This is a genomic window from Parapedobacter brassicae (assembly GCF_051400755.1).
Classification (GTDB): Bacteria; Bacteroidota; Bacteroidia; order Sphingobacteriales; family Sphingobacteriaceae; genus Parapedobacter.
This window is the reverse complement of the sequence record NZ_JBLFFL010000001.1, coordinates 1,246,477-1,269,346: the sequence shown is the minus strand read 5'-3', so window position 1 is coordinate 1,269,346 and position 22,870 is coordinate 1,246,477. Positions and strand designations below refer to the sequence as shown.

General features: G+C 50.7%; 20 protein-coding genes and 1 riboswitch. Of the genes, 12 read left to right on the top strand and 8 right to left on the bottom strand.

The genetic code is table 11. The annotated features are described in order from the left end of the window. Position 1 precedes the first annotated feature (1 nt). The gene (locus tag ACMGDE_RS05100) at positions 2–823 is read right to left on the bottom strand and encodes an SDR family oxidoreductase (protein WP_436831680.1); all 822 of its coding nucleotides are present in this window, start codon (positions 821–823) and stop codon (positions 2–4) included. A 258-nt stretch (positions 824–1,081) separates the two neighbouring features. Here ACMGDE_RS05100 and ACMGDE_RS05095 point away from each other — a divergent pair, with 258 nt between their 5' ends. From ACMGDE_RS05095 to ACMGDE_RS05085, 3 genes are all read left to right on the top strand, one after another. After that, positions 1,082–1,375, top strand: coding sequence for an HU family DNA-binding protein (locus ACMGDE_RS05095; protein WP_436831679.1), 294 nt, complete (start codon positions 1,082–1,084; stop codon positions 1,373–1,375). A gap of 36 nt (positions 1,376–1,411) precedes the next feature. Continuing rightward, positions 1,412–2,248, top strand: a complete 837-nt coding sequence (locus ACMGDE_RS05090) for a tetratricopeptide repeat protein (RefSeq protein WP_436831678.1) — start codon at positions 1,412–1,414, stop codon at positions 2,246–2,248. A 342-nt stretch (positions 2,249–2,590) separates the two neighbouring features. Continuing rightward, the gene (locus ACMGDE_RS05085; RefSeq protein ID WP_436831677.1) at positions 2,591–4,144 is read left to right on the top strand and encodes an Rne/Rng family ribonuclease; all 1,554 of its coding nucleotides are present in this window, start codon (positions 2,591–2,593) and stop codon (positions 4,142–4,144) included. A 30-nt stretch (positions 4,145–4,174) separates the two neighbouring features. On the opposite strand, the gene miaA is transcribed toward ACMGDE_RS05085, so the two are convergent. After that, entirely contained in the window at positions 4,175–5,074 is a 900-nt protein-coding gene (miaA, locus tag ACMGDE_RS05080) for a tRNA (adenosine(37)-N6)-dimethylallyltransferase MiaA (protein ID WP_436831676.1), read from the bottom strand. Further along, positions 5,071–5,868 carry a hypothetical protein gene (locus ACMGDE_RS05075; RefSeq protein WP_436831675.1) on the bottom strand — a complete coding sequence of 266 codons (798 nt, stop codon included), beginning with the start codon at positions 5,866–5,868 and terminating at the stop codon, positions 5,071–5,073. The genes miaA and ACMGDE_RS05075 overlap by 4 nt, the downstream gene beginning before the upstream one ends. 84 nt (positions 5,869–5,952) lie before the next feature. Here ACMGDE_RS05075 and ACMGDE_RS05070 point away from each other — a divergent pair, with 84 nt between their 5' ends. From ACMGDE_RS05070 to radA, 3 genes are read left to right on the top strand one after another with little or no spacing between them, the layout of a single operon-like run. After that, a complete protein-coding gene (locus ACMGDE_RS05070; RefSeq protein WP_436831674.1) occupies positions 5,953–7,734 on the top strand; it encodes a serine hydrolase domain-containing protein in 1,782 nt (593 codons plus the stop codon). A 17-nt stretch (positions 7,735–7,751) separates the two neighbouring features. Beyond that, the gene (locus ACMGDE_RS05065; RefSeq protein WP_436831673.1) at positions 7,752–8,927 is read left to right on the top strand and encodes a dipeptidase; all 1,176 of its coding nucleotides are present in this window, start codon (positions 7,752–7,754) and stop codon (positions 8,925–8,927) included. Positions 8,928–8,931: 4 nt separating this feature from the next. After that, positions 8,932–10,311, top strand: coding sequence for a DNA repair protein RadA (gene radA / locus ACMGDE_RS05060; RefSeq protein ID WP_436831672.1), 1,380 nt, complete (start codon positions 8,932–8,934; stop codon positions 10,309–10,311). A gap of 3 nt (positions 10,312–10,314) precedes the next feature. Here the strand turns inward: radA and ACMGDE_RS05055 are convergent, their stop codons facing one another. The 5 genes from ACMGDE_RS05055 to ACMGDE_RS05035 all read right to left on the bottom strand — a co-directional run bounded on the left by ACMGDE_RS05055 (position 10,315) and on the right by ACMGDE_RS05035 (position 14,455). Further along, a complete protein-coding gene (locus ACMGDE_RS05055; protein ID WP_436831671.1) occupies positions 10,315–10,683 on the bottom strand; it encodes a YccF domain-containing protein in 369 nt (122 codons plus the stop codon). A 3-nt stretch (positions 10,684–10,686) separates the two neighbouring features. After that, positions 10,687–12,072: a histidine--tRNA ligase gene (gene hisS / locus ACMGDE_RS05050; RefSeq protein ID WP_436831670.1), complete on the bottom strand. Its 1,386-nt coding sequence runs from the start codon at positions 12,070–12,072 to the stop codon at positions 10,687–10,689. A 68-nt stretch (positions 12,073–12,140) separates the two neighbouring features. Then, positions 12,141–12,872, bottom strand: a complete 732-nt coding sequence (rnc, locus tag ACMGDE_RS05045; protein ID WP_436831669.1) for a ribonuclease III — start codon at positions 12,870–12,872, stop codon at positions 12,141–12,143. A 65-nt stretch (positions 12,873–12,937) separates the two neighbouring features. Then, complete coding sequence (gene fabF, locus ACMGDE_RS05040; protein WP_436831668.1) at positions 12,938–14,191, bottom strand: beta-ketoacyl-ACP synthase II; 1,254 nt, start codon at positions 14,189–14,191, stop codon at positions 12,938–12,940. Between the two features lie 27 nt (positions 14,192–14,218). Next, the gene (locus tag ACMGDE_RS05035) at positions 14,219–14,455 is read right to left on the bottom strand and encodes an acyl carrier protein (protein WP_079717265.1); all 237 of its coding nucleotides are present in this window, start codon (positions 14,453–14,455) and stop codon (positions 14,219–14,221) included. Between the two features lie 358 nt (positions 14,456–14,813). Between ACMGDE_RS05035 and ACMGDE_RS05030 the strand changes: the two genes are divergently transcribed. The 6 genes from ACMGDE_RS05030 to metE all read left to right on the top strand — a co-directional run bounded on the left by ACMGDE_RS05030 (position 14,814) and on the right by metE (position 22,775). After that, positions 14,814–15,236 carry an IPExxxVDY family protein gene (locus tag ACMGDE_RS05030; RefSeq protein WP_436831667.1) on the top strand — a complete coding sequence of 141 codons (423 nt, stop codon included), beginning with the start codon at positions 14,814–14,816 and terminating at the stop codon, positions 15,234–15,236. Between the two features lie 109 nt (positions 15,237–15,345). Next, complete coding sequence (gene pyk / locus ACMGDE_RS05025) at positions 15,346–16,776, top strand: pyruvate kinase (RefSeq protein ID WP_436831666.1); 1,431 nt, start codon at positions 15,346–15,348, stop codon at positions 16,774–16,776. Positions 16,777–16,778: 2 nt separating this feature from the next. Continuing rightward, on the top strand, positions 16,779–17,510 hold the full coding sequence (locus ACMGDE_RS05020) for a TylF/MycF/NovP-related O-methyltransferase (protein WP_436831665.1): 732 nt from the start codon (positions 16,779–16,781) through the stop codon (positions 17,508–17,510). Positions 17,511–17,591: 81 nt separating this feature from the next. Then, a complete protein-coding gene (locus ACMGDE_RS05015) occupies positions 17,592–19,403 on the top strand; it encodes a sensor histidine kinase (protein ID WP_436831664.1) in 1,812 nt (603 codons plus the stop codon). A gap of 86 nt (positions 19,404–19,489) precedes the next feature. Further along, complete coding sequence (locus ACMGDE_RS05010) at positions 19,490–20,179, top strand: response regulator transcription factor (RefSeq protein ID WP_436831663.1); 690 nt, start codon at positions 19,490–19,492, stop codon at positions 20,177–20,179. A gap of 50 nt (positions 20,180–20,229) precedes the next feature. After that, a riboswitch (SAM riboswitch) is annotated at positions 20,230–20,333 on the top strand. A gap of 120 nt (positions 20,334–20,453) precedes the next feature. Continuing rightward, positions 20,454–22,775 carry a 5-methyltetrahydropteroyltriglutamate--homocysteine S-methyltransferase gene (metE, locus tag ACMGDE_RS05005; RefSeq protein ID WP_436831662.1) on the top strand — a complete coding sequence of 774 codons (2,322 nt, stop codon included), beginning with the start codon at positions 20,454–20,456 and terminating at the stop codon, positions 22,773–22,775. The last annotated feature ends 95 nt before the right edge of the window (positions 22,776–22,870 follow it).

Sequence of the window (22,870 nt, the reverse complement as noted above, 5' to 3'; positions counted from 1 at the left end):
CTCACACCCCGCTCCATGCATTGAATCCGCCATCGACCAGAATCGTCTCTCCAGAGATAAAGCCTGAAGCGTCACTTAGCAGAAAAATCAATGCGCCGATCAATTCATCAGGTGTACCCAAACGACCGTAGGCTGTATTGTTGACGAATCGTTGGGCACGGTCGGTATATGACCCATCGGGATTGGTCAGCAACGTACGGTTTTGTTCGGTAAGAAACACCCCCGGCGCAATGGCGTTGACACGCACTTTGTCGCCATAACGCTGCGCCAATTCAACGGCCATCCATTTGGTATAACCTTCTATGGCGCATTTAGCCAGGTTATAACCCATCACCCGCGTAATGGCTTGCTGGGCGGCAAGCGAGGAGATATTGACGATGGCACCTTTGCCCTTTTCAGCAATTACCCTTCCGAATACATGAGTCGGTATGACCGTGCCGAACAAATTCAGTTCTACCGCCTTTTTGGTATCTTCGATCTTGGTGTCGAACAGATTCTGGTCGGGGTTTATGGTTGCGCCGGGGATGTTGCCCCCAGCGGCATTCACAAGACCATCTATAGTGCCCCACACAGCTAATATTTCTTTTTTCGCTTCAAGCACCGCCTGCTCGTCCAACACATCGGTTATCACGGCGATGGCTTCCCCCCCGTTGGATTTTATCGCGTCTACCCTGGCCTCTGCGCGTTCCTTATTGCGCCCCAATATCACCACCTTAGCTCCTGCGGCAGCCGTGCCCAGGGCAAACGACTCGCCCAGCACGCCCGTGGCTCCGGTAATTACCACTACTTTGCCTGCCAAAGAAAACTGTTGTATTCCATCCATAACACTGTTTAATAAGGTCTATATTGTATTTAAACCCCCAATATTAGTTAAAAATGGGCTGAACCCACTAACCTTTTTGGAGAAATATCTACGAAAACGTTGTAGCACCCATGTTTTGGAAGCAATCGCCGGAAAACCATTCATTTACAAAAATTTAACAATTTTATTTTAAGATATCGTTTTAAAGCGATACTTTTGCATCCCCAACATTTGGAGGGCTTACGTGTTGAAAAATAATTAATTACAAAAAATATAGATATGACTAAGGCAGAAATTATCGCAGAAATCTCTAACAAAACGGGATTAGAGAAGGTAGACGTTCAAGAAACTGTTGAAGCTTTTTTCAAAGTCGTAAAAAATGCAATGATTGGGGGGGAGAACGTTTACGTAAGAGGTTTCGGTAGTTTTGTAGTAAAACAAAGAGCAGAAAAAACCGCACGCAATATCTCCAAGAATACCGCCATCATTATTCCCGCACATTATGTGCCTACCTTCAAGCCGGCGAAGACATTTGTCGAAAAAGTAAAGTCCGGGAACAAGGGAAATAAATAATCGTTGGCCAATATCCGGCAACGTAATGTATCCATCATGCAGCAAAGGACCAAACAGGTAGTCACCATTTCAGCCGTCGTCATTTTGATGGCGTTTCTGTTGGTGCAACCGATCAAAGGTCTGATCAATGAAGATAAAAGTGCCGCTGCGGCCGATGCAGGCGCTTCTTCCCAAGTGACGCTGGAAATGGTCTCACAAGGAGCCAAGCAGGGGCTCAATGCCAACCTTATCAAAGAAATATCGGATCTTGAAGCGCAATTACCGGATGCCTCCGATGCTGAAAAAATCGACCTGCTGGAGCAGCTTGCCACCAAATGGGATGATGTGAATAGACCGGCGCCCCTGGGTTTCGTATATGAAGAATTGGCCAAACTGGATAACACCTTTGAACATTGGCTGAGCGCTGGCGATGCGTATCGCACAGCCTACACCAATTTGCAGGACACACTCACAGCGCGCGCGCTCAATGGGCAGGCCATCCGCGCCTATGAAAAGGCCTTGGAATTGAACCCGCAGGATCTAAACGCAAAAACCGGGCTAGGTAGTGCCTACGTAAGCGGAACGAACAACCCCATGGCCGGTATCGCGCTGCTTCAGGAAGTGGTCAAAGCCGACCCCTCTCATGTTGAAGCAAATAGAAGTTTGGGATTGTTTTCGATGCAATCGCGGCAGTTTGACCGTGCGATAGACCGTTTTAAGACGGTCGTATCGATACAACCGGATGCCGAATCCTATTTTTACCTGGCGACAAGTTATGAAAACATTGGGTTGAAAAGTGAAGCGATAGCTGCTTTCGAAAAAAGCAGGGACCTCGCCGCAGACCCAACCCTCACTCAGTTTATCAATCGCAAGATCGATGAATTGAGCAAATAATTAATTAATTCACTCATTAAAAAAATTTTAGCTATGCCAAGCGGAAAGAAAAGAAAAAGACACAAAATGGCTACCCACAAACGTAAGAAACGTTTAAGAAAGAACAGGCACAAGAAAAAATAACGTTGCCTGATGCAGGCCCGTTTCGGGAGTGGGGTATATAAATGAGCGTGATTTCACCATCGAACTCTGCCTCAAAATTACCGGAAACAGGGACTATTAATTAAACGTGTTTTATGTTTCATTTAAGGCAGGCGTCCGCTATACGCCTATTAATACGGCTTCGGGCAGCAGCAATGCTGTTTCCAGCAAGTATCGCCTGCTTTGCTAAAGGACTAGCTGTTGGTAAAGGAGTTAATCATCGATTCAACTCCCGAAAAGGGAGTCACTATCGCTTTACTTCAAGACAAGCAGCTTGTTGAGCTCAATAAGGAACCGGCAAACAACAACTATGCAGTAGGGGACATTTATTTAGGCAGGATAAAAAAAATCATGCCTGGTCTCAATGCCGCATTTGTCGACGTCGGGTATTCAAAAGACGCCTTTTTGCACTACTTGGACTTAGGTCCTCAGGTGCAATCGCTCATCAAGCTTACAAAACTGGTAAAGAACGGCAGTTACAAAGAGAAGCTGCTCGATAGTTTAAAACTAGAAAAGGACATCAACAAAGCCGGCAAGATCTCCGAGGTATTGACCCGCAACATGTTGTTGCCCGTTCAGATCGCCAAGGAACCCATTTCTACTAAAGGGCCGCGCTTAAGTTCCGATCTGTCCATTGCAGGACGGTATGTGGTATTGGTGCCGTTTTCAAGCGCTGTATCCATATCCAAGCGCATCAAAGGCAATGCGGAGCGCAACCGACTTAAAAAGATTGTCGAAAGCATCAAGCCCCCCAATTTTGGTGTCATTATCCGGACCGTATCCGAAGGTAAGGGCGTATCCGAGCTGCAAAAGGATCTGCTGGATCTCATCTCGAAATGGGAGGTCTTCACCAATCGTCTACGGCTGGCTGAGCCAACGCATAAAGTGCTTGGCGAGATGGACCGCGCATCGACCATCCTGCGCGACATCCTCACCGATGAATTTTCGCACATCTATGTAAATGATCAGGCGATCTATGAGGAAACCCGCTCTTACGTACAGGAGATATCGCCCGATCTAGAGAAAATCGTCAAGCAGTATAAGCACAAGGAGCCCATCTTTGAGCACTTCGGCATTGAACGGCAGATCAAGGCAGCTTTCGGTAAGACCGTAAACCTGCATGGCGGAGCATATCTCGTGATCGAACATACCGAAGCATTGCATGTCATCGATGTCAATAGCGGCAATCGTACAGCCAACAAGGAAAACCAAGAAGAGAATGCCTTGCAGGTCAATATGGAAGCTGCCAAGGAAATCGCGCGGCAGCTGCGCCTGCGCGATATGGGAGGCATCGTGGTCATCGACTTCATCGATATGCACAAGCCCAACAACCGGAAGGAATTGCACGCTTACCTCAAGCAATGCATGGCAGCCGACCGCGCACGCCACACCATATTGCCGCCCAGCAAGTTTGGCTTGGTGCAGATCACCCGGCAGCGCGTCAGGCCGGAGATGAGCATCGTGACCAACGAAAAATGCCCCGCTTGCGACGGCACAGGCGAAATACGGTCAAGCATCGTGCTGATGGACGACATCGAAAACAACCTTGGGTTCATCCTCCAAGAACAGAATGAAAAGGACATCACGCTGTGTGTGCATCCGTACATCTACGCCTTCATCAAATCCGGCTTGATCTCCCGGCGCATAAAATGGTATTTCAAGTTCGGCCGATGGATCAAGGTCAAATCCGTCTCTTCCTATTACCTGACCGAATTCCATTTCTTCAACGGTAAGGATGTAGAGATCAAGTTATAGTACAAGAAGGGGAGTTATGCTCCCCTTTTTTTAATGACTGCTGTTTTCAACCACTTCTTCGGTCATCTCATCCATTTCGCCACTTTTCAACCAACGAATTTTAATCCCATCTTTTTCCAGCTTCCGGAAATAGGTCATTTGCCGCTTCGCGTAGCGGTGGATTTCGGTGTTGAGACGGGCGAAGAACGTATTATAGTCTAACTTCCCGGTTAGGTGTAGGGTGGCGTACTTGTATTCGAGACCATAATATAGCAACTGCTCGGGCGAGATCCCTTGCTGGAGCAGGCCCCGTACCTCTTCCAACAGGCCATCATCCAACCGCTCCTGCAGCCGGTTCGTGATCTGTGTCCGGCGGACGTCTACTGGAGGGTCCAACCCGAAGACGCTGGCCTCGACCGGCGGGTGTGCCGACTTCGGCAGGGGATTATGCCGGCACCATTCGGCTATTTCGATCGCTCGGATAAGCCGCTTGCGCGTACTAAGATCAGGTGTGTAATCCTGCGGAAGGGGCAAATGATGCAATCTTTCCCGCAGGGTGTCAAGGGGCAGTCGCTCAAGCATCATCCGCAAGTTAGGGTCTGCCGGCACGGTGGTATAGCTAAGCCCCTGCAACGCTGCTTGGATATATAGCCCCGTGCCTCCGCATAAAATCGGCCGTTTACCCTGCTTCCGTATAGTGTCTAAGGTCCGGTTGAAGTCATCCACATACTGGGCCACATCATAGCGGTCGCCCGCCTGGCGGATATCGATCAGAAAGTAAGGGATGTGCTCGTACACGGAGAGGTCTTTTCCGGTGCCGATATCCATGCCTCGGTATACTTGCCTCGAATCCGCGCTGATGATGGCGCCATCGATGCGCTTAGCCACCGCTACGGCCAATTTGGTCTTGCCAGACGCTGTGGGACCGAGGATGACGATTAGTTTGGTCACGCTTTCACCAGCTTCATGCTGCCGCTATTATATACCGGCATATAGCCCCGTTCCTTTCGCTCGTCGATTGATGCTGCTGCAATTTCCACAGGCAATGTACTTTCATAATACCTCTTCATGGTATGGGTATCCACCCAGAACAACTGGGGCTTAGTTTCTCCGACGATGACAAAGCCCAGTTTGCGGTAGCTGCTCCCATCCGACCAGTCCTTGTCTGCATAGGTCATGATGTCTCCCGGTTTGAACGCCTGTTCGAACGCGTCCAGCAGTTTGCTGAAACCACCCACGACCTGCATACCCTGTTTATGGCAAAACCGGAGCAATTCATAGGAGCGATAGTCTTCCGGTTTATCTGCCATCTTCCGGCCACCGCTGAATACGGCCACCGCTACCAGCGCTCCTTCTAGGAACAATCCATAGCGGTATTTGCCCGGCAGCGCTACCTGCAGGTGATGCTCCTCCTGAAACGCCATCGCGACGGCCTTAGTGACACGGGCGGCTACCGTATCCCTCGCATGAATCCGCTGCGCGTGCCCGGCCAGGGCGGCGATCCGGTTGAGCAGGAGATCCGGATGCGTGATCCAAAGATCTTCGTCTACATGTATGCATCGCACATCGCTTTCTATCGAAATACGTTTCTCCGCGCCACACAAGTAATAGACGATGTTGACGGATACGGTATCCGCATACAATAAACAGGCGTTTTCGGAAAGTGCTTTCAGGTCAAACGCTGCGTCAAGCTTGTGCTGCAAGGCGGTCATGAATTTGTAGAAAACACTGTTGACATTAAACATAGGAAACAGGTAAATGAAGTACAAACATCACAAAATTTTCAATAGGTAGCGCTTTTTTATGCAAAATACCGATATTCGTTCGATATGAGAAAAATCTATACGTTATTGTGCTTTTTCCTGATTTGTGATGATGCCACTCGTACCGTCTCCGCTCAACCTGCCGTACCAGAAACCAATCAAACGGTATTGCTGAATAATCCGATGCATATTGTGCCGCTGCGCACCCTTCAAGAACGGAAGATCGCCTGTGTTACCCGTCCCAATTCGCCGATCTCTTCGACATTTGGCGACCTGTTAAGACGGTATGCACCGGCAGATGATTTTTCGATACCCGTGGACGCAGGAGACTACCACGATCTTGATGAGGGCCTAAAATTCTATAACACGATCGTTCTGGCGCTGGATGCCGCAAACTTACGCGATAAGCGCCTCCTGCAATTCATCAACACGCAGGCGGCAGGCAAACAGGTCATCTTATCGGTATTCGGCGACGGCACAAACCTCCGGGAATTGGATTTTGTTCACTTCCCGATCTTGTGGAACCCCGAAATTACCGAAGCAGCGGCACGAGATGTGGCAATGTCGGCGTTTGGAGGGATTGCCTGTACGGCCCGTTTACCGCGATCATTCTCGCCGAGGTATGCAACGGGTGCAGGGTACGCTACCGAACAGACACGCCTGGAATATGCCGATGCAGCAGCATTGGGCATCGATCAACAGCGTTTGGAAGCCCGTATTGACGACATTGTAGCTGAGGCCATCCGTGAGCAGGCGACCCCTGGAGCAGTACTGATGGCGGTCAAAAACGGCAAGGTGATTTTCGAAAAGGCATATGGTCATCATACATACGATGGGCAGGCACCCACGGAGGTGTCCGATATTTTTGACATGGCTTCCGTGACCAAGATTACCGCAACGACACCCACGATCATGCGCCTTACCGAGCGCGGGGTCGTAAACCTCGACAGCACCATGGGCCATTACCTGCTGCAGGCCCAGACTTCCAATAAAAACGGCACCAAGCTGCGGGATGTGATGTTGCATGAGGCGGGTTTTATTCCGTTCATCCCGTTTTACCGAGACCTCCAACCCGATGATCTCCGTACCGATTCATCCGCCGCATACGCGGTAAAAGTAGCCGATGGATGTTATATCCGCACAGGATACTATGAAGAGGTAATGTGGCCCACTATGCTCCAATCCAAGATGAATGCCCCCGGGTCCTATGTTTACAGCGATATCAGCATGTATGTCATGAAGGAAGTAGCCGAACATCAAACGGGCATTCCGATTCAAGACTATGTGCAGCAGGAATTCTATCGGCCTTTGGGCATGCAAACCGCCGGGTTCCTTCCGCGGCAACGTTTTGCAAAGGACCGCATCATCCCTACAGAAAATGACAAAACATTCCGGAAAACGTTATTGCAGGGGTATGTACATGACCAGGGTGCGGCCATGGCCGGTGGCATCGCGGGTCATGCGGGCTTATTTGCCACCGCAAATGATCTGGCGATTTATGGGCAACTGCTGCTCAATCGGGGAACCTATGGCGGCGAACAGTATTTCAAGGCCGAAACCATCGACCTCTTCGCTTCCAATCAGTCGACCACCAGCAGGAGGGGCCTCGGATTTGATCGTTGGGACCCAGACACCACGAAGCATTACCCTTCAACATTAGCATCGGATGCCACCTTTGGGCATACGGGATACACGGGCACCTGCATCTGGATTGATCCCAAAGCGCAATTGGTGTATATTTTCCTCTCCAATCGAGTGCACCCCGCGGTGAGTACTAAGCTGATCAACCTCAACATCAGGAGTAGGGTACAGGATGCCATCTATGAGGCCATTAATGCGGCAAAATGAACCAGGAACGGAATAATATGATAGCCACCTGCATCAAACAGCTTATGCTGTGCGCCGCGGCGCTGTGCAACGCCTCGCCGCTCTTGGCGCAAGACGCCTTGCGCATCCATCAGGAAGCCGTGGTTGTCGATGCGCACAACGATGTGCTCCATCAGTCCGTCATGCGCGGAAAAGATATCGGCACCCGGATCCGTACGGGCCATACCGATTTGCCCCGGATCAAGGAAGGCGGTATCGACGTACAGGTCTTCGCGGTGTGGTGCAACGAAAAATACGGCAAAGGTACTGCCTTTGCCCATGCTAATAAGCAGCTCAATGGGTTGATGAAAGTCATCGAAGGTTATCCGGACGATATTGGGCTGGCTACCGACTCCGAAAGCCTGCAACGGCTCGTAGACCAAGGCAAGATCGCCGCCGTCATCGGGGTGGAAGGCGGGCACATGATCGAAGGCCGTATGGAGTACCTCGACAGCCTGTACGCGCGCGGCGCGCGTTACCTGACCCTCACCTGGAACAACAGTGTCGATTGGGCGACATCCGCCACGGATGAAACAAGAAACCCCTCAACGCTGAAGCATAATAAGGGACTGAACGATTTCGGGCGGCAGGTGGTGCGCCGGATGAACGAGCTGGGGATGATGGTCGATCTTTCTCATGTGGGCCGCCAAACTTTCTTCGACGTGATGGAAACCACCACCAAGCCTGTAATCGTTTCGCATAGCAACGCATACGCCCTAATGGCACATCCCCGTAATCTTCAGGATGATCAGATCAGGGCCGTCGCCGAAAACGGGGGGGTGATCTGCCTCAACTTCTATTCGGGCTTTCTCGATCCGATGCACTACACCAAAATCAACCGACTATACGAAAAATATGTTTCGGCTAAGGACTCGGTCAAGCGGTCAAGCGATGGTAAATACAGCCGATTGCCCGCGGCCGCAAAGGAAGAGCTGCGTCCGCCGGTGTCGCTGCTCTTTGACCACATCGACTACATGGTCAAACTCGCGGGGATAGACCATGTGGGCATTGGGAGCGACTTTGATGGCATCACCTCTACGCCAAAGGGATTGAATGATTGCCGCGACTTCCCCAAGATTACGGAAGGCCTCTTGCAGCGCGGATATTCAGAAGCCGATATCCGGAAAATTTTGGGGCAAAATGTATTGCGGGTAATGGCGGCACAGGAGCAATAATACGATGGCCAAGACGAAAACCACTTATTTCTGCCAGAACTGCGGATATGAATCGGCCAAATGGCTCGGCAAATGCCCCTCGTGCAACGAGTGGAACACCTTCGTCGAGGAGCTGGTAGCGCCCGCCAGTACCCGTGCGCCAAGCTGGCGAACGGACGCGGGGGCGTCCAAACGGACAAGCAAAGCGTCACCCATACAGGAGATCCTGCACACAGCACAAACCCGTTACGTCACCCCCGATGGCGAACTGAACCGTGTATTGGGCGGAGGTATCGTACCGGGCTCGCTGGTGCTCATCGGTGGCGAGCCGGGCATCGGCAAGTCGACCCTCATGCTTCAACTGGCGCTCAACCTGCCGGGCACCAAAACGCTGTATGTTTCTGGCGAGGAAAGCGAGCAGCAGCTTAAGATGCGTGCAGAGCGATTGGTTCAGTCTTCCAAAGCCGAATGCCTTATTCTCACGGAAACATCCACGCAACATATTTTCAAAGAGATTGAGGCCGTCGCCCCGCGGTTGGTCATCATCGATTCCATACAAACATTGCACTCGTCGCAGATCGACTCAGCGCCCGGCAGCGTATCCCAGGTGCGCGAATGTACCGCAGAACTCCTGCGCTTTGCCAAGGAAACGGCCATCCCGGTCTTCATTGTCGGCCACATCACCAAAGATGGCGCCATTGCGGGTCCGAAGGTGCTCGAGCATATGGTAGATACGGTGTTGCAGTTTGAGGGCGATCGCCACCACGCATATCGGATCTTGCGCGCCACGAAAAACCGATTCGGCTCTGCCGCTGAACTGGGCATTTATGAGATGCAGGGTACCGGCCTGCGCGAAGTGAGCAACCCCTCCGAAATCCTGCTTTCGCAGCGGGAAGACGGCATGAGTGGCGTTGCAATAGCGGTCCTTTTGGAAGGAATACGCCCCATGCTGATCGAAGTCCAAGCCCTGGTAGGCAATTCAGCGTATGGTACTCCCCAGCGTTCATCCACCGGATTCGATACCCGCCGGATGAACATGCTGTTGGCCATACTCGAAAAACGCTTCGGGTTTCGCCTAAGTACACAGGATGTTTTCCTAAACATCGCCGGGGGCTTACGTGTAGAGGATCCGGCCATCGACCTGGCGGTCATCGTCGCCATCATCTCCTCCCAGCAGGACATGTCCGTTGCTGCCTCCATTGCGTTTGCGGGGGAGGTCGGGCTATCGGGAGAGATACGGGCGGTCAACCGCATTGAGCAACGCATCGCCGAAGCGGAAAAACTGGGTTTCGAGACGATTTACATTTCCAAGTATAACACCAAAGGCTTGGAGGCCGGTAAATACCAGATAGCCGTCAAACCGGTCGCTCGGGTAGAAGAGGTGTTTCAGGCCGTGTTCGGGTAGAGGCTATCCTATCCGCTTACCGAATGGTGTAAATGCCAATCCCATAAGCTTAAAGTGCTGCGTACCGAAGGGGATGCCAATAATCGTGATGCACAGCAGCAACCCAAAAACCAGGTGCGTAAGTGCTACCCATATCCCTCCGAAAACAATCCAGAGGATATTCATCAGCGTGTACAGGCATCCGGTACTGGCGGGCGTATTGGTGACCACCGTACCGAAAGGCACCAACGAAGCTACGGCCAGTTTGAACAGCTGTATCCCAAAAGGGATGCCGACAATCGTGAGGCACAGCACCAACCCGCCGATCAGATATTCCAAAAAAATGAAAAACCCGCCAAAAATAATCCAGATGAGGTTACCGATGAAGTTCATCGCCTATGCGGTTAAAAAGTTGAATAGTTCCGTTTCCGCCAGTTTCCGCTGGTCTCCCGTTTGCATGTCTTTCAGGGATAACTGCCCGCTTTGTATCTCCTCCTCACCGATGAGGATCACATACGGGATTTTTTTGGCATCGGCATACGCCAGTTGCTTTTTCAATTTCGCCGCAGCAGGATAGAGTTCCGCCGCCACTCCCGCTTGGCGCAATCGCTGCAACACGGGCAAGGCATACAACTCCGCCAGCTTGTCGAAGTTGCTGATCAGCACCTTGGTCGACTGCGCCGAGCTTTCGGGGAACAGGCCCAGCTCTTCCAACACGTCGTATATCCGGTCCGCTCCGAACGATATGCCCGCGCCCGTAAGGCCCTTCAGTCCAAACATCCCCGTAAGGTCGTCGTACCGCCCGCCACCACCGATGCTGCCCATGGCCACCTCATTCGTTTTTACCTCGAAGATACAGCCCGTATAATAATTCAGTCCCCGCGCCAGCGTAATGTCCAAATCGACGAAACCGTTCAATATCCGTTTATCTTCCGTGAGCTTCTCTACGTAGCCGAGCACCGTTTCCACCTCATCGATACCCCGCAATCCGATGGTCGAAGACGCCAACACCTCTTTCAGTCGATCAAGTTTATCCGTTTTGCTCCCTGTCAGCTCGATGATGGGTTGCAGTTTTTTCAAGTCGTCCGCTGAAAAACCCCTGTCAAGCAATTCGGTGAGCACCCCATCCAAGCCGATCTTATCCAACTTATCGATCGCCACCGTCATGTCCACGATGAGCTCGGGTTTGCCCACTACTTCGGCAATGCCCGTCAATATCTTGCGGTTATTGAGCTTGATGGTAAAGTCGGTCAGTCCCAGGTTGATCAGCGCTTCGTAATATATAAGCACAAACTCGGCTTCATTCAACAGGCTGTCTGAACCGACCACATCCACATCACACTGATAAAACTCCCGGTAGCGCCCGCGCTGCGGCCTATCCGCGCGCCACACCGGCTGTATTTGGAACCGCTTGAATGGCATGGTGATCTCATGCTGGTGCATCACCACATACCGGGCAAACGGTACGGTGAGGTCATATCGCAACGCCTTTTCGGCAATATGCGATACCAACGGTGCAGAAGCCTTTTCTTCCAGCAGCGATACCGGTGCTTTAGCCAAGTAATCACCCGAGTTGAGCACCTTGAAGATCAGCTTGTCCCCTTCGTCACCATATTTGCCCGTGAGGGTTTGCAGGTTTTCAAAAGAGGGGGTCTGTATCTCACGGTAGCCATATTTTGTAAATACGGCTTTGATCGTTTCAAAAATATAGTTGCGCTTTTCCATCTCCGCGGGAGAAAAATCACGCGTGCCTTTTGCCAACGAAGGTTTGATTACTGCCATGGCGCAAAGGTAAGGATTGATTGACGATTTTTGGTTGACGGTTTACGATTTACGACCGTCGTGTGTACTCACAAGACATTGAGCAGCTCGCAGGCCTTTTCGGCGGCAATCTTCTCGGCGCTTTTCTTGTTGTAATCGCGACCGGTGCCGCACACTGTGCCGTCCACCACCGCATCAATCGTAAAAATCTTGATGCTATCCCCTTCAGCATTTTCCGTTTGCACAAAGCTCACTTCTTTACCGGCTTGTTGGCACCACTCGATTAGCCTGCTTTTGAAGTTGGTTTCCGTTTGCTCCAATAGCTGGATATCCACATGCGGCTTGATAATGCGGCTGATCAGGAAATTTCGGGTAAACACATAGCCTTTATCCAGGTAAATCGCGCCGATCAACGCTTCAAACGCATCGCCGAGCAGCGAACCTTGTTTGTTTGGATAGTTGATCATCCGCACATCATATTGGATCAGTTCGTTGAGCCCCAATTTTTTTGAAAGCTGATTGAGGTGTGCCCTGCTGACGATTTTTGAGCGCATCTCCGTGAGAAACCCTTCGCCTTTATAGGGGTATTTTTTGAAAAGCAGTTCGGCCACCACCGACCCCAATACGGCATCTCCTAAAAACTCCAACCGTTCGTTGCTGTTCTTGATACCATCTTTTACGGGCACGGCAACCGACTTATGGCGAAAAGCCAATTGATACAGATGCAGGTTTCCGGGCACAAAACCCAACATATTCTTCAGCGCCTTTACGTACCGACGATCGGATGAAAAATGCAGTTTGTAAATCGTTGAAATAGGCATCAAATGATGAACTGAATATAAGCATGCAAAGGGGCATAATACCCCTTTGCTGCAATGCCTTCAAACTACTCTTCGAACTTCTTGAAAATGACGGTGGCATTATGCCCGCCAAAACCAAAGGTATTGCTCATGGCAGCATTGACTTCCCGTTTTTGTGCTTTATTAAAAGTGAAGTTTAGTTGCTGATCAAGGTTTGGATCGTCTGTGAAATGATTAATCGTCGGGGGAACAATATCGTTTTGCACCGCTAAGATGGAGGCGATGGATTCTACTGCTCCCGCGGCACCCAATAAGTGCCCGGTCATGGACTTGGTAGAGCTGATGTTGAGCGCATAGGCATGCTTCCCGAACAACTCAAGGATGGCCATAATCTCACTGGGGTCGCCCACCGGCGTAGATGTGCCATGTACATTAATGTAATCGATATCCTCGTTGACCAGTCTCGCATCGGCTATCGCGTTAGTCATGGCAAGCCGTGCGCCCAGACCGTCCGGATGCGAGGCGGTAATGTGGTAGGCATCTGCACTCATCCCTCCCCCCACTAGCTCAGCGTAAATCTTGGCCCCGCGCGCTTTGGCATGTTCGAGGCTTTCTAAGACGATGGCCCCCGCACCTTCCCCCGCAACGAATCCATCCCGGTCTTTATCAAACGGTCTGGAGGCTGTCTTCGGATCGTCATTGCGTGTGGATAATGCATGCATCGCATTGAACCCACCAATGCCGGCTTCGTTGATAATTGCTTCAGAACCGCCGCTGATGATGATGTCTGCTTGTCCGGTGCGGATATAATTCAGTGAGTCTATTAACGCATTCGTAGATGATGCACAGGCAGAGACCGTAGAAAAGTTAGGGCCCCGCAGTCCATACCGCATGGAAATGTGTCCCGGAGCGATATCCAAAATCATCTTTGGGATGAAAAATGGATTGAAACGGGGCGTTCCATCACCTCCGGCAAAATTGATCACTTCATCCAAAAAGGTCTTCAAACCGCCGATACCCGAGCCCCATATCACACCGATACGGTTCGTGTTTAGTTTATCGAATTCAAGCGATGCGTCCGCAATCGCTTCATCCGTAGCGGCCAATGCGTAATGTACAAATGGATCTACCTTTCGGGCTTCCTTGCGCTCCATGAAATCCTCGGCGTTGAATCCTTTCACCTCACAAGCAAAACGAGTTTTGAACTTCGAAGCATCAAACTTGGTGATAGGAGCAGCGCCGCTTACCCCTTTAATGAGGTTGTCCCAAAAAACCGGGACAGTATTCCCAATAGGAGTAAGCGCACCTAACCCTGTTACTACTACTCTTTTAAGCTCCATTTATTACGATTGGCCTAATGAATTTGGTTAGTTAACGTTTTTTTCTAAATAAGCGATCGCTTGTCCTACGGTGCTGATGGTTTCAGCTTGGTCATCGGGAATAGCTACGTTGAACTCCTTTTCAAATTCCATAATCAACTCAACGGTGTCGAGTGAATCCGCGCCCAAATCATTGGTAAATGAAGCCTCGGGGGTCACTTCGTTTTCGTCAACACCCAGTTTTTCAACGATAATTGCTTTAACTCTTGATGCGATATCAGACATGATTTTATAGTTTAATTGTTTAATAAATCTGTGCAAAGAAAAATAAATTTCGGCAAATAGTAAAACGTTTTTGTTTTTTAGAGATTATTCAGGCTTGTTTGGCAATACACATTTACTGTTTTTATATCAAGGATTTAACGTCCGTTTTTTTTGTCTGTTCAATTGGCCCGTTATACAATGGCTTTTAATGACACCCCCTCCTCATTTATCTTATATAATTGCGATACCCGCCTTTTTGTTTTTGTAATTTTTCGCTGCCCAATCGCTTTTCTGCTATGGCAGCGAAGAAACCGATACATTTGTTGTATGTACAATACAGCAAATTTATCTAAGTTTGCGTTGAATATAAGAAAATACCTTGAATAAAGTCACACTGAAATATGAATTAGACCTTGATTTCATTCTCATAGCCGTCACGTCTCCGCTCAAAGACTACCGCTTATGTTATTTTATTAACAAAGTTACGGGATTGAAGTTGGCCAAGATTGACGATTACGAGATTCGGATGCCGGCCCCGATAGGATATACTTATTTCAGTCGATATGTAGCGTGCGCAGCAACGGCAGATACCGAATACTATTTATTGGCAAACAAGGGCGTCGAAGGGGCAGTTTTGGTTCCCGAGATGCGCCATTCCGACTACTTTTTGATGATCAAAAACTTTATTGACGACGAAGACCTCGCTGCCCTATTGGACCGCGTTTCGGCGATCGATGAAGTGGTCGTGGCCAGCGAAATCTCCCCACAAAAATTGAAATCCAAAGAAAATCTAATATTTTAGCGCCATATTTACCGAGTGTATTTATCACACCACATATAACAGGACAGCAAACAGATTAATTTCATCGTCGCGGAAGCGGAGCAATACAACAATAAAACAGCATTAATAAATGGAAAAGGTTCAAAAGCGAACTAAAATCGTAGCCACCTTGGGGCCAGCATCCGCCAAGAAAGAGGTATTAACCAGCATGATCGCCAAAGGGGTGGATGTATGCCGGCTTAATTTTTCACATGGCAGTCAGGAAGACCACCTCGATATAATCAAGACCATACGCGAAATCAATCAAGAGCACCATACCAACATCAGCATATTGGCCGACCTACAGGGGCCCAAGATCCGTATCGGCAAAATGAAGGAAGGGGGCGCCGTGCTACTTAACGGGGCGCAGGTCGAGATCACGACCCAAAAGCTTATCGGTGACGAAAACCGGATTTACATCACGTATGATACGTTCCCTAACGACGTAAAAGAAGGCGAGATCATCCTTTTAGACGATGGCAAGATACAGTTGCGGGTACTGCGTTCCAACTTTGCAGACACCGTTTGGTGCGAGGTCGTGCACGGGGGCGTACTCACGTCGCGCAAAGGGGTAAACCTGCCCAACACCAAGGTCTCCATTCCCAGCCTTACCGAAGAAGATTTGGATAACCTCCACTTCGTGCTCGAGCACGATGTAGACTGGATTGGGATGTCATTTGTGCGAACAGCTGAAGACATCGTCAAACTCAAGGAAATCATTGCTTCAAAAGGCAAAACGGCCCGTGTTATTGCCAAGATCGAAAAACCCGAAGCCATTGATAACATCGACTCCATTATCGCGGTTACCGACGGCATCATGGTCGCCCGGGGCGACCTCGGTGTGGAAATGCCCATGGAAGACGTGCCCGTGCTTCAGAAAATGATCGTAAAGAAGTGCCGCAATGCCGCGAAGCCGGTCATCATCGCCACCCAGATGCTGGAGAGCATGATCACGACACCGCGCCCCACACGTGCCGAAGTAAACGACGTGGCCAACTCCGTGCTCGACGGCGCAGATGCCGTCATGCTTAGCGGCGAAACATCGGTAGGCGAGTTTCCCGAGATTGTCATCGAAACCATGAGCAAGATCATCGTCCACGTTGAGCAGACGTCTTATCCATATTATAACTCGAAAAAGTCCGAACACGGCACCGATTCCATGATTCCTGATGCCATCTGCGGCTCCTCGGTATATTTGGCCGAAAAAACCAACGCATCTGCTATCGTGGCCATGACCTATTCGGGCTATACCGCATTCGAAATATCCAGCTACCGTCCCAACGCCGATATTTACATCTTCACCGGCAATCCCACCCTGCTCAACACGCTGACCCTCCTATGGGGTGTTAAAACGTTCTACTACGATAAATTCGAAAGTACCGACGGCAGCATCCACGATGTCAATTCGTTGTTGAAAGCAAAGAACCTGGTTCAGCCGGGACAAATTGTCATCAATACGGCTTCCACCCCCTTGCACCAAAAAGGAAAAACCAATACCATTAAAGTAACGGAGGTAGAATAACGATGGTCATGCCGAAGGTCGCCGACCGATTGATTACCAAAACCTTGTCGTGGTGGTACACCGTTACCGACAAGGAAAAGGCCGGTATTATGCGGATCAGGACCGACCACTTGACCTACTTGCCTACTAAAGACCTGTTCAACCTTTACCATGCTGCTCAAGAGGTTGAACAGGCCAATATCCCGGGACTATTCCTTGAGGCCGGTTGTGCGCTGGGCGGATCGGCCATCGCGCTTGGCAAGGCCAAAAGAAAACCGCGCGAATTCCGGGTTTATGACGCGTTCGGGATGATTCCGCCACCATCGGAAAAGGACGATGCCGCCGTGCATGCCCGCTATGAAGAGATTAAAAGCGGCGCATCCAAGGGACTCGGTGACAACGACTACTATGGCTACATCGAAAACCTCCGGGACGTCGTGGCTACCAATCTGGCCAACCACGGGGTGCCGATCCAAGAAAACAACATCAAACTCATCGAAGGCTATTTCGAAGATACCCTTTATATTACCGAGCCCGTAGCCTTTGCGCACATCGACTGCGATTGGTACGCTTCCGTGATGACCTGCCTGCTGCAAATCGAACCTAACCTGTCACCAGGCGGTAAGATTGTGCTGGATGACTACTACGAATGGTCAGGATGCCGCGATGCCGTAGACGAGTACTTCGGCGATAAAAACGGGTACGTCTTCACTACCAAAGGGAAGAAGCTACACATCACCAAAGCCGCGTTATAGCCCCTAAAGCACTGATTTTTTTAGTGTTAAAATATGTTAAATGCTGCGCTTTGCTTCCAAGCTTATGTATTTTTGTGAGGAATGAAGCATAAAAGCATTGGATTGATTATCGGGTTGATGACGGTGGCCCTTTTGGGCGTGGTAGCCATGCAGTATTTTTTTATCCGGCAATCGTATATCCTCAAAGCGCAACTGTTTGACGAATCGGTGCGCGCCGCGCTTAATGTGGTGGCCGCCAAAGCCGAGAAACGGGAAGTCATGCAACTTGCCGATGCACAGCGCAAAAATAAGGAGAAACTGGAGCATGAACAGCGCAAACTGGAACAACAGCTTCAATTGAAGAATGAAATCGAACGGCTTCGGCAAAAACAGTCCGAGCTGTTCATCGCGTTCAAACGACAGGAAGAAGAAATTATCGCCCGTTATCCGGTCGTACTCCCCATCGAAAGCAACGCGTTTTACGAAACCTACCTCAACAATTCCCCGCATCAAGACCTCATACGGGTAGACTTCCAGTCGAACGCCACCGTCGAAGGCGGTTTCCAGCGGAACGATAACTCTATTGGCCTTTACGCTATCCGCCAGGTGCCGCTGCTCAAGCCCAAGGACGATAGCGTGCGCTACTTCATCCCCGGGCCAATCACCTATGGTGCCACCAAGTTGAACTTCGCGATCGAAGCGCTCCCCCCGAGACAGGATCTCAAGTTGAGCCGCGAGATCACCCGTAAGGAGCGTCAACTGCAATTGCTACAAGCCAGTACGCTGATGGATTCCATCGCGATCCTCAGCGGCAAGAACCCCCAATTGGTCGAGGATTTCGCCGCCGAGCGAGAGTTGTACAAACGCCCGTTGAGCGAACGCATTGATATCGCGTACATCAAGGAAGAGCTGCAAAAGGAGCTGGTAAACCGAGACATCAACTCCGTGTTCAACCTGGAAATAAAGGACAAAAACTCCACGCTGTACGCCTTTGCTGCCTTCTCACAAGCGGAAACCCCTTCTCCCCGCAGCCTCTATACGACCGAGCTGTTCCGATCGGACAATGAACGTTCGTCGGGCAGGCTGTCGGTATATTTTCCCAACAAAGAGCATATCCTCTTGGGCAACGTGACCGTCATGCTGTTTTCATCGGTCTCGCTTTTGCTGGTTTTGATCGGCTGCTTTGCCTACACCATCTTCACCATGCTTCGCCAAAAGAAAATCTCCGAGATGAAAACCGATTTCATCAATAACATGACCCATGAGTTCAAGACGCCAGTGGCGACCATCATGATCGCCAGCGAATCGCTGAAGGATCCGGAGATCGCTTCCGATCAAAGTCGCGCCGCACGCTTAGCAAACATCATCTATGATGAAAACGTGAGGCTGGGCAACCACATCGAACGGGTACTCAACATCGCCCGTCTGGAGAAAGACAACCTGAAGCTGGAACATCGGGACGTAGACATCAATGACTTGGCACAGGCCGTGGTGGACAGCATGGAGCTGCAGTTAATCAAACATGGTGCGAAGGTACAAATGCACCTCGACGCCACCGATGCCGTGGTGGTCGGCGACGAACTGCACCTCTCCAACGTCTTGTTCAATTTGGTAGACAATGCCATTAAATATAGTCAGGACAATCCGGACATCACCATTAAAACCAAAAATACCAGCAAACACATCCACATTACGGTGGCCGATAAAGGCATAGGCATGAGCCGCGATCAATTGGCTAAGATTTTCGATCAGTTTTACCGCATCCCGACAGGCAACCGGCATGACGTCAAAGGTTTTGGCCTCGGACTAAGCTATGTCAGCGATATTGTGAAACGGGTTGGCGGAAAAATACTGGTCAAAAGCGAGCGCGACAAAGGAACGATGTTTGAAATCATGCTGCCGCTCAAAGGATAGGAGACACTATGCAAAAACCTGCATGAGCACCCGAAAGACAAGTAGCTCATGCATGCTTCATCGCCGTTAAAGAACAATTTATGCAGATGAAAATTCTATTAGCAGAAGACGATCCCAATTTGGGCGACATCTTAAAAGATTATTTGGAGCTGAAAGGCAAATTCGATGTCACCCTCTGCAAAGATGGGGATGAGGCGCTCCGTCAGTTCAACAAGGAAAAATTCGACCTCTGTATATTCGATGTGATGATGCCCCGCAAGGATGGGTTTACGCTGGGTAAAGAAATCCGGAAGACAGATGCAGATATTCCCATTATTTTTGCCACGGCCAAGGGCATGATGGAGGATAAAACCGAAGCGTTCAGCCTCGGCGGCGACGATTACATCACCAAGCCTTTTCGCGTAGAGGAACTCTTGCTGCGCATCAATGCCCTGCTCAAGCGCACCTCGCGCGAAAAGCAACAGGAAGAAGAATTTCCCGACAAGTTTCAGATCGGCGATTATACATTCGACTATGTCGCCCAGCAGATCAGCCATTATGGCCAGCCGCAAAAACTGTCTACCAAGGAGGCCGAGTTGCTGCGCCTGCTGTGCCTCAAGAAAAACGATGTCCTCACCCGTGAGGAGGCCCTGCTCAAAATTTGGCATGATGATAATTACTTCAACGGCCGAAGCATGGATGTCTTCCTGAGCAAACTCCGTAAATACCTGCGTGACGACCCTAAGGTCGAAATTGTCAATGTGCACGGAAAAGGCTATAAGCTGCTGGTTAGTTGATGAGGTGAATTATTTTTGTGTATCTCAATTTTAATCCCGATATTAGCGCCCGCTTATGGAGAAAGGCAGAGGGAATGGACCCTGTGAAGCCTTAGCAACCTGTCAGCAGACAAGGTGCTAAATTCTACCCCGAATCATCGGGGAAAAATAAGCCGACACAACTTACCCTTGTGCCCTCTCCCCCAAAGCAATCAGATAACGAATGAAACCGCCGTTTCTGCGTGAAGGAACTGCGTATATTGCTGGTATATTAAATTATTATTCATATAGTATCATGTTAAAAACCAACAACTTGGGTTACCCGCGTATCGGTGCCCTCCGCGAGCTGAAAAAGGCCAATGAAGCCTATTGGGCAAAGAAGATCGGTCAGCAAGAACTGCTGCAAGCCGCACAGACCATCCGCGAAAGCAACTGGAAAACCCAACAGGAAGCGGGTATTGACCTCATTCCTTCCAACGATTTTTCGTTCTATGATCAGGTGCTTGACCTTACCCTTACGGTAGGGGCTATCCCGGCGCGTTACCAAGGGTTTTCCGTAGAAGGTGCCTCCTCGTACAATCTCGACTTATATTTCGCCATGGCCCGCGGCTTTCAACAAGACGGTCATGATGTGACGGCCATGGAAATGACCAAATGGTTTGATACCAATTACCACTATATCGTTCCCGAATTTGTCAAAGACCAGCAGTTCCGCCTTACCTCAGAAAAGGCTGTCAACGAATTCAACGAAGCTAAACAGTTGGGCATCAACACCAAACCGGTGTTGCTCGGCCCGGTTACCTACCTGCTCTTGGGCAAGGAAAAAGAGGCTGGTTTTGACCGCTTGGATTTGATCGACCGCTTGCTGCCCGTTTACGAAGAGATTTTAGGCAAGTTAGCCGCAGCCGGCGCCGAGTGGGTGCAATTTGACGAGCCATTCCTCGCGCTGGATATCGACGATAAGGCACGCACCCTTTATCAAACCGTATACAGCCGTCTCTCCGCTGCCGCCAAGGGCATCAAGCTCATCGTAGCCACGTATTTCGAAGCCCTGCGCGAAAACGCGCCGACAGCGCTGAGTCTGCCGGTACAGGCGCTGCATGTTGACCTCGTTCGTGGCGAAAACCAACTGGCTGACCTGTTGCCTGCCATACCCGCCAATCTGATCCTTTCCCTCGGGGTGGTCGATGGCCGCAACATCTGGAAGAACGATTACGAAGCATCACTCCAAAAGATCACGCAAGCTGTGGATACCTTGGGCGCCGACCGCGTGTGGATAGCCCCATCAAGCTCCCTGCTGCACGTGCCGTTCGACCTGGATCTGGAAGACAACAAGCAGTCACTGCCTGCGGAGGTCAAAAACTGGCTCGCCTTTGCCAAGCAGAAGCTTGCGGAAGTAAAAGACCTGGCCGTATTGGCCAGCGGTAATGCAGACGCGGCCACCTTGGCCCGGTTCGAAGCCAATAAGGCGGCGCAACAAAGCCGCCGTACGTCTTCGTTGATTCACCGCCAAGCGGTGAAGGACCGCGTGAAAAGCATCACCGACGATGACGCTAAACGCACCAGCGTATTTCCGGAGCGCAAGGCCAAGCAGCAATCGAAATTTAACCTGCCGGCATTTGCCACCACGACCATTGGCTCGTTCCCGCAGACCAAGGACGTACGCAAGTGGCGCGCCGACCTCAAAAAGGGCGCTATCACACAAGCCGAATATGACAAGCTCATCGCGGAAGAGACCGAACGGACCATCCGCCTGCAAGAAGACCTGGGCATTGACGTATTGGTGCATGGCGAGTTTGAGCGCAATGACATGGTGGAATATTTCGGCGAGCAATTGTCGGGCTATGCCTTCACCAAAAACGGATGGGTACAATCTTATGGCTCACGCTGCGTGAAGCCGCCTGTCATCTATGGCGATGTGAGCCGCCCCGCCGACATGACGGTACGCTGGTCTGCCTATGCCCAGTCGCTCACCGACCGTCCGGTAAAAGGAATGCTCACCGGACCGGTCACGATCCTGCAATGGTCATTCGTGCGCAACGACCAGCCGCGCTCCGAGACGACCTATCAGATTGCGCTGGCTATCCTTGACGAAGTGCAGGCGCTGGAAAAAGCCGGCATCAAAATCATCCAGATCGATGAGCCCGCAATCCGCGAGGGGCTGCCCCTGCGCAAGGCCGATCATAAGGCCTACCTTGATTGGGCCGTGCGCGCCTTCCGCGTTTCTTCGTCAAACGTAGCGGACGATACGCAGATCCATACGCACATGTGCTATTCCGAATTCAACGACATCATCGAGCACATCGCCGCGATGGATGCAGACGTCATCACCATCGAGACTTCCCGTTCGCAGATGGAGCTGCTCGATGCCTTTGCCGATTTCAACTACCCGAATGATATCGGTCCCGGTGTCTACGACATCCACTCACCGCGTGTCCCGAGCAAAGAGGAGATGGTGAAACTATTGGAAAAGGCCAAGGCCGTTATCCCGGCCGAGCAGCTTTGGGTCAACCCGGACTGCGGTCTCAAAACCCGCGCTTGGCCAGAAACCAAGGCCGCACTGGAAGCCATGGTCGACGCCGCCAAGACACTCCGCGGTGTAGCCGAAGCGGTTTAAAAGCGTTATGCGATAACGTTCGCTGAACCCGGCTGCCGATGGCAGCCGGGTTTTTTAATGAACGCCTTCCCCAATCACCAACCACCAAAAAAACC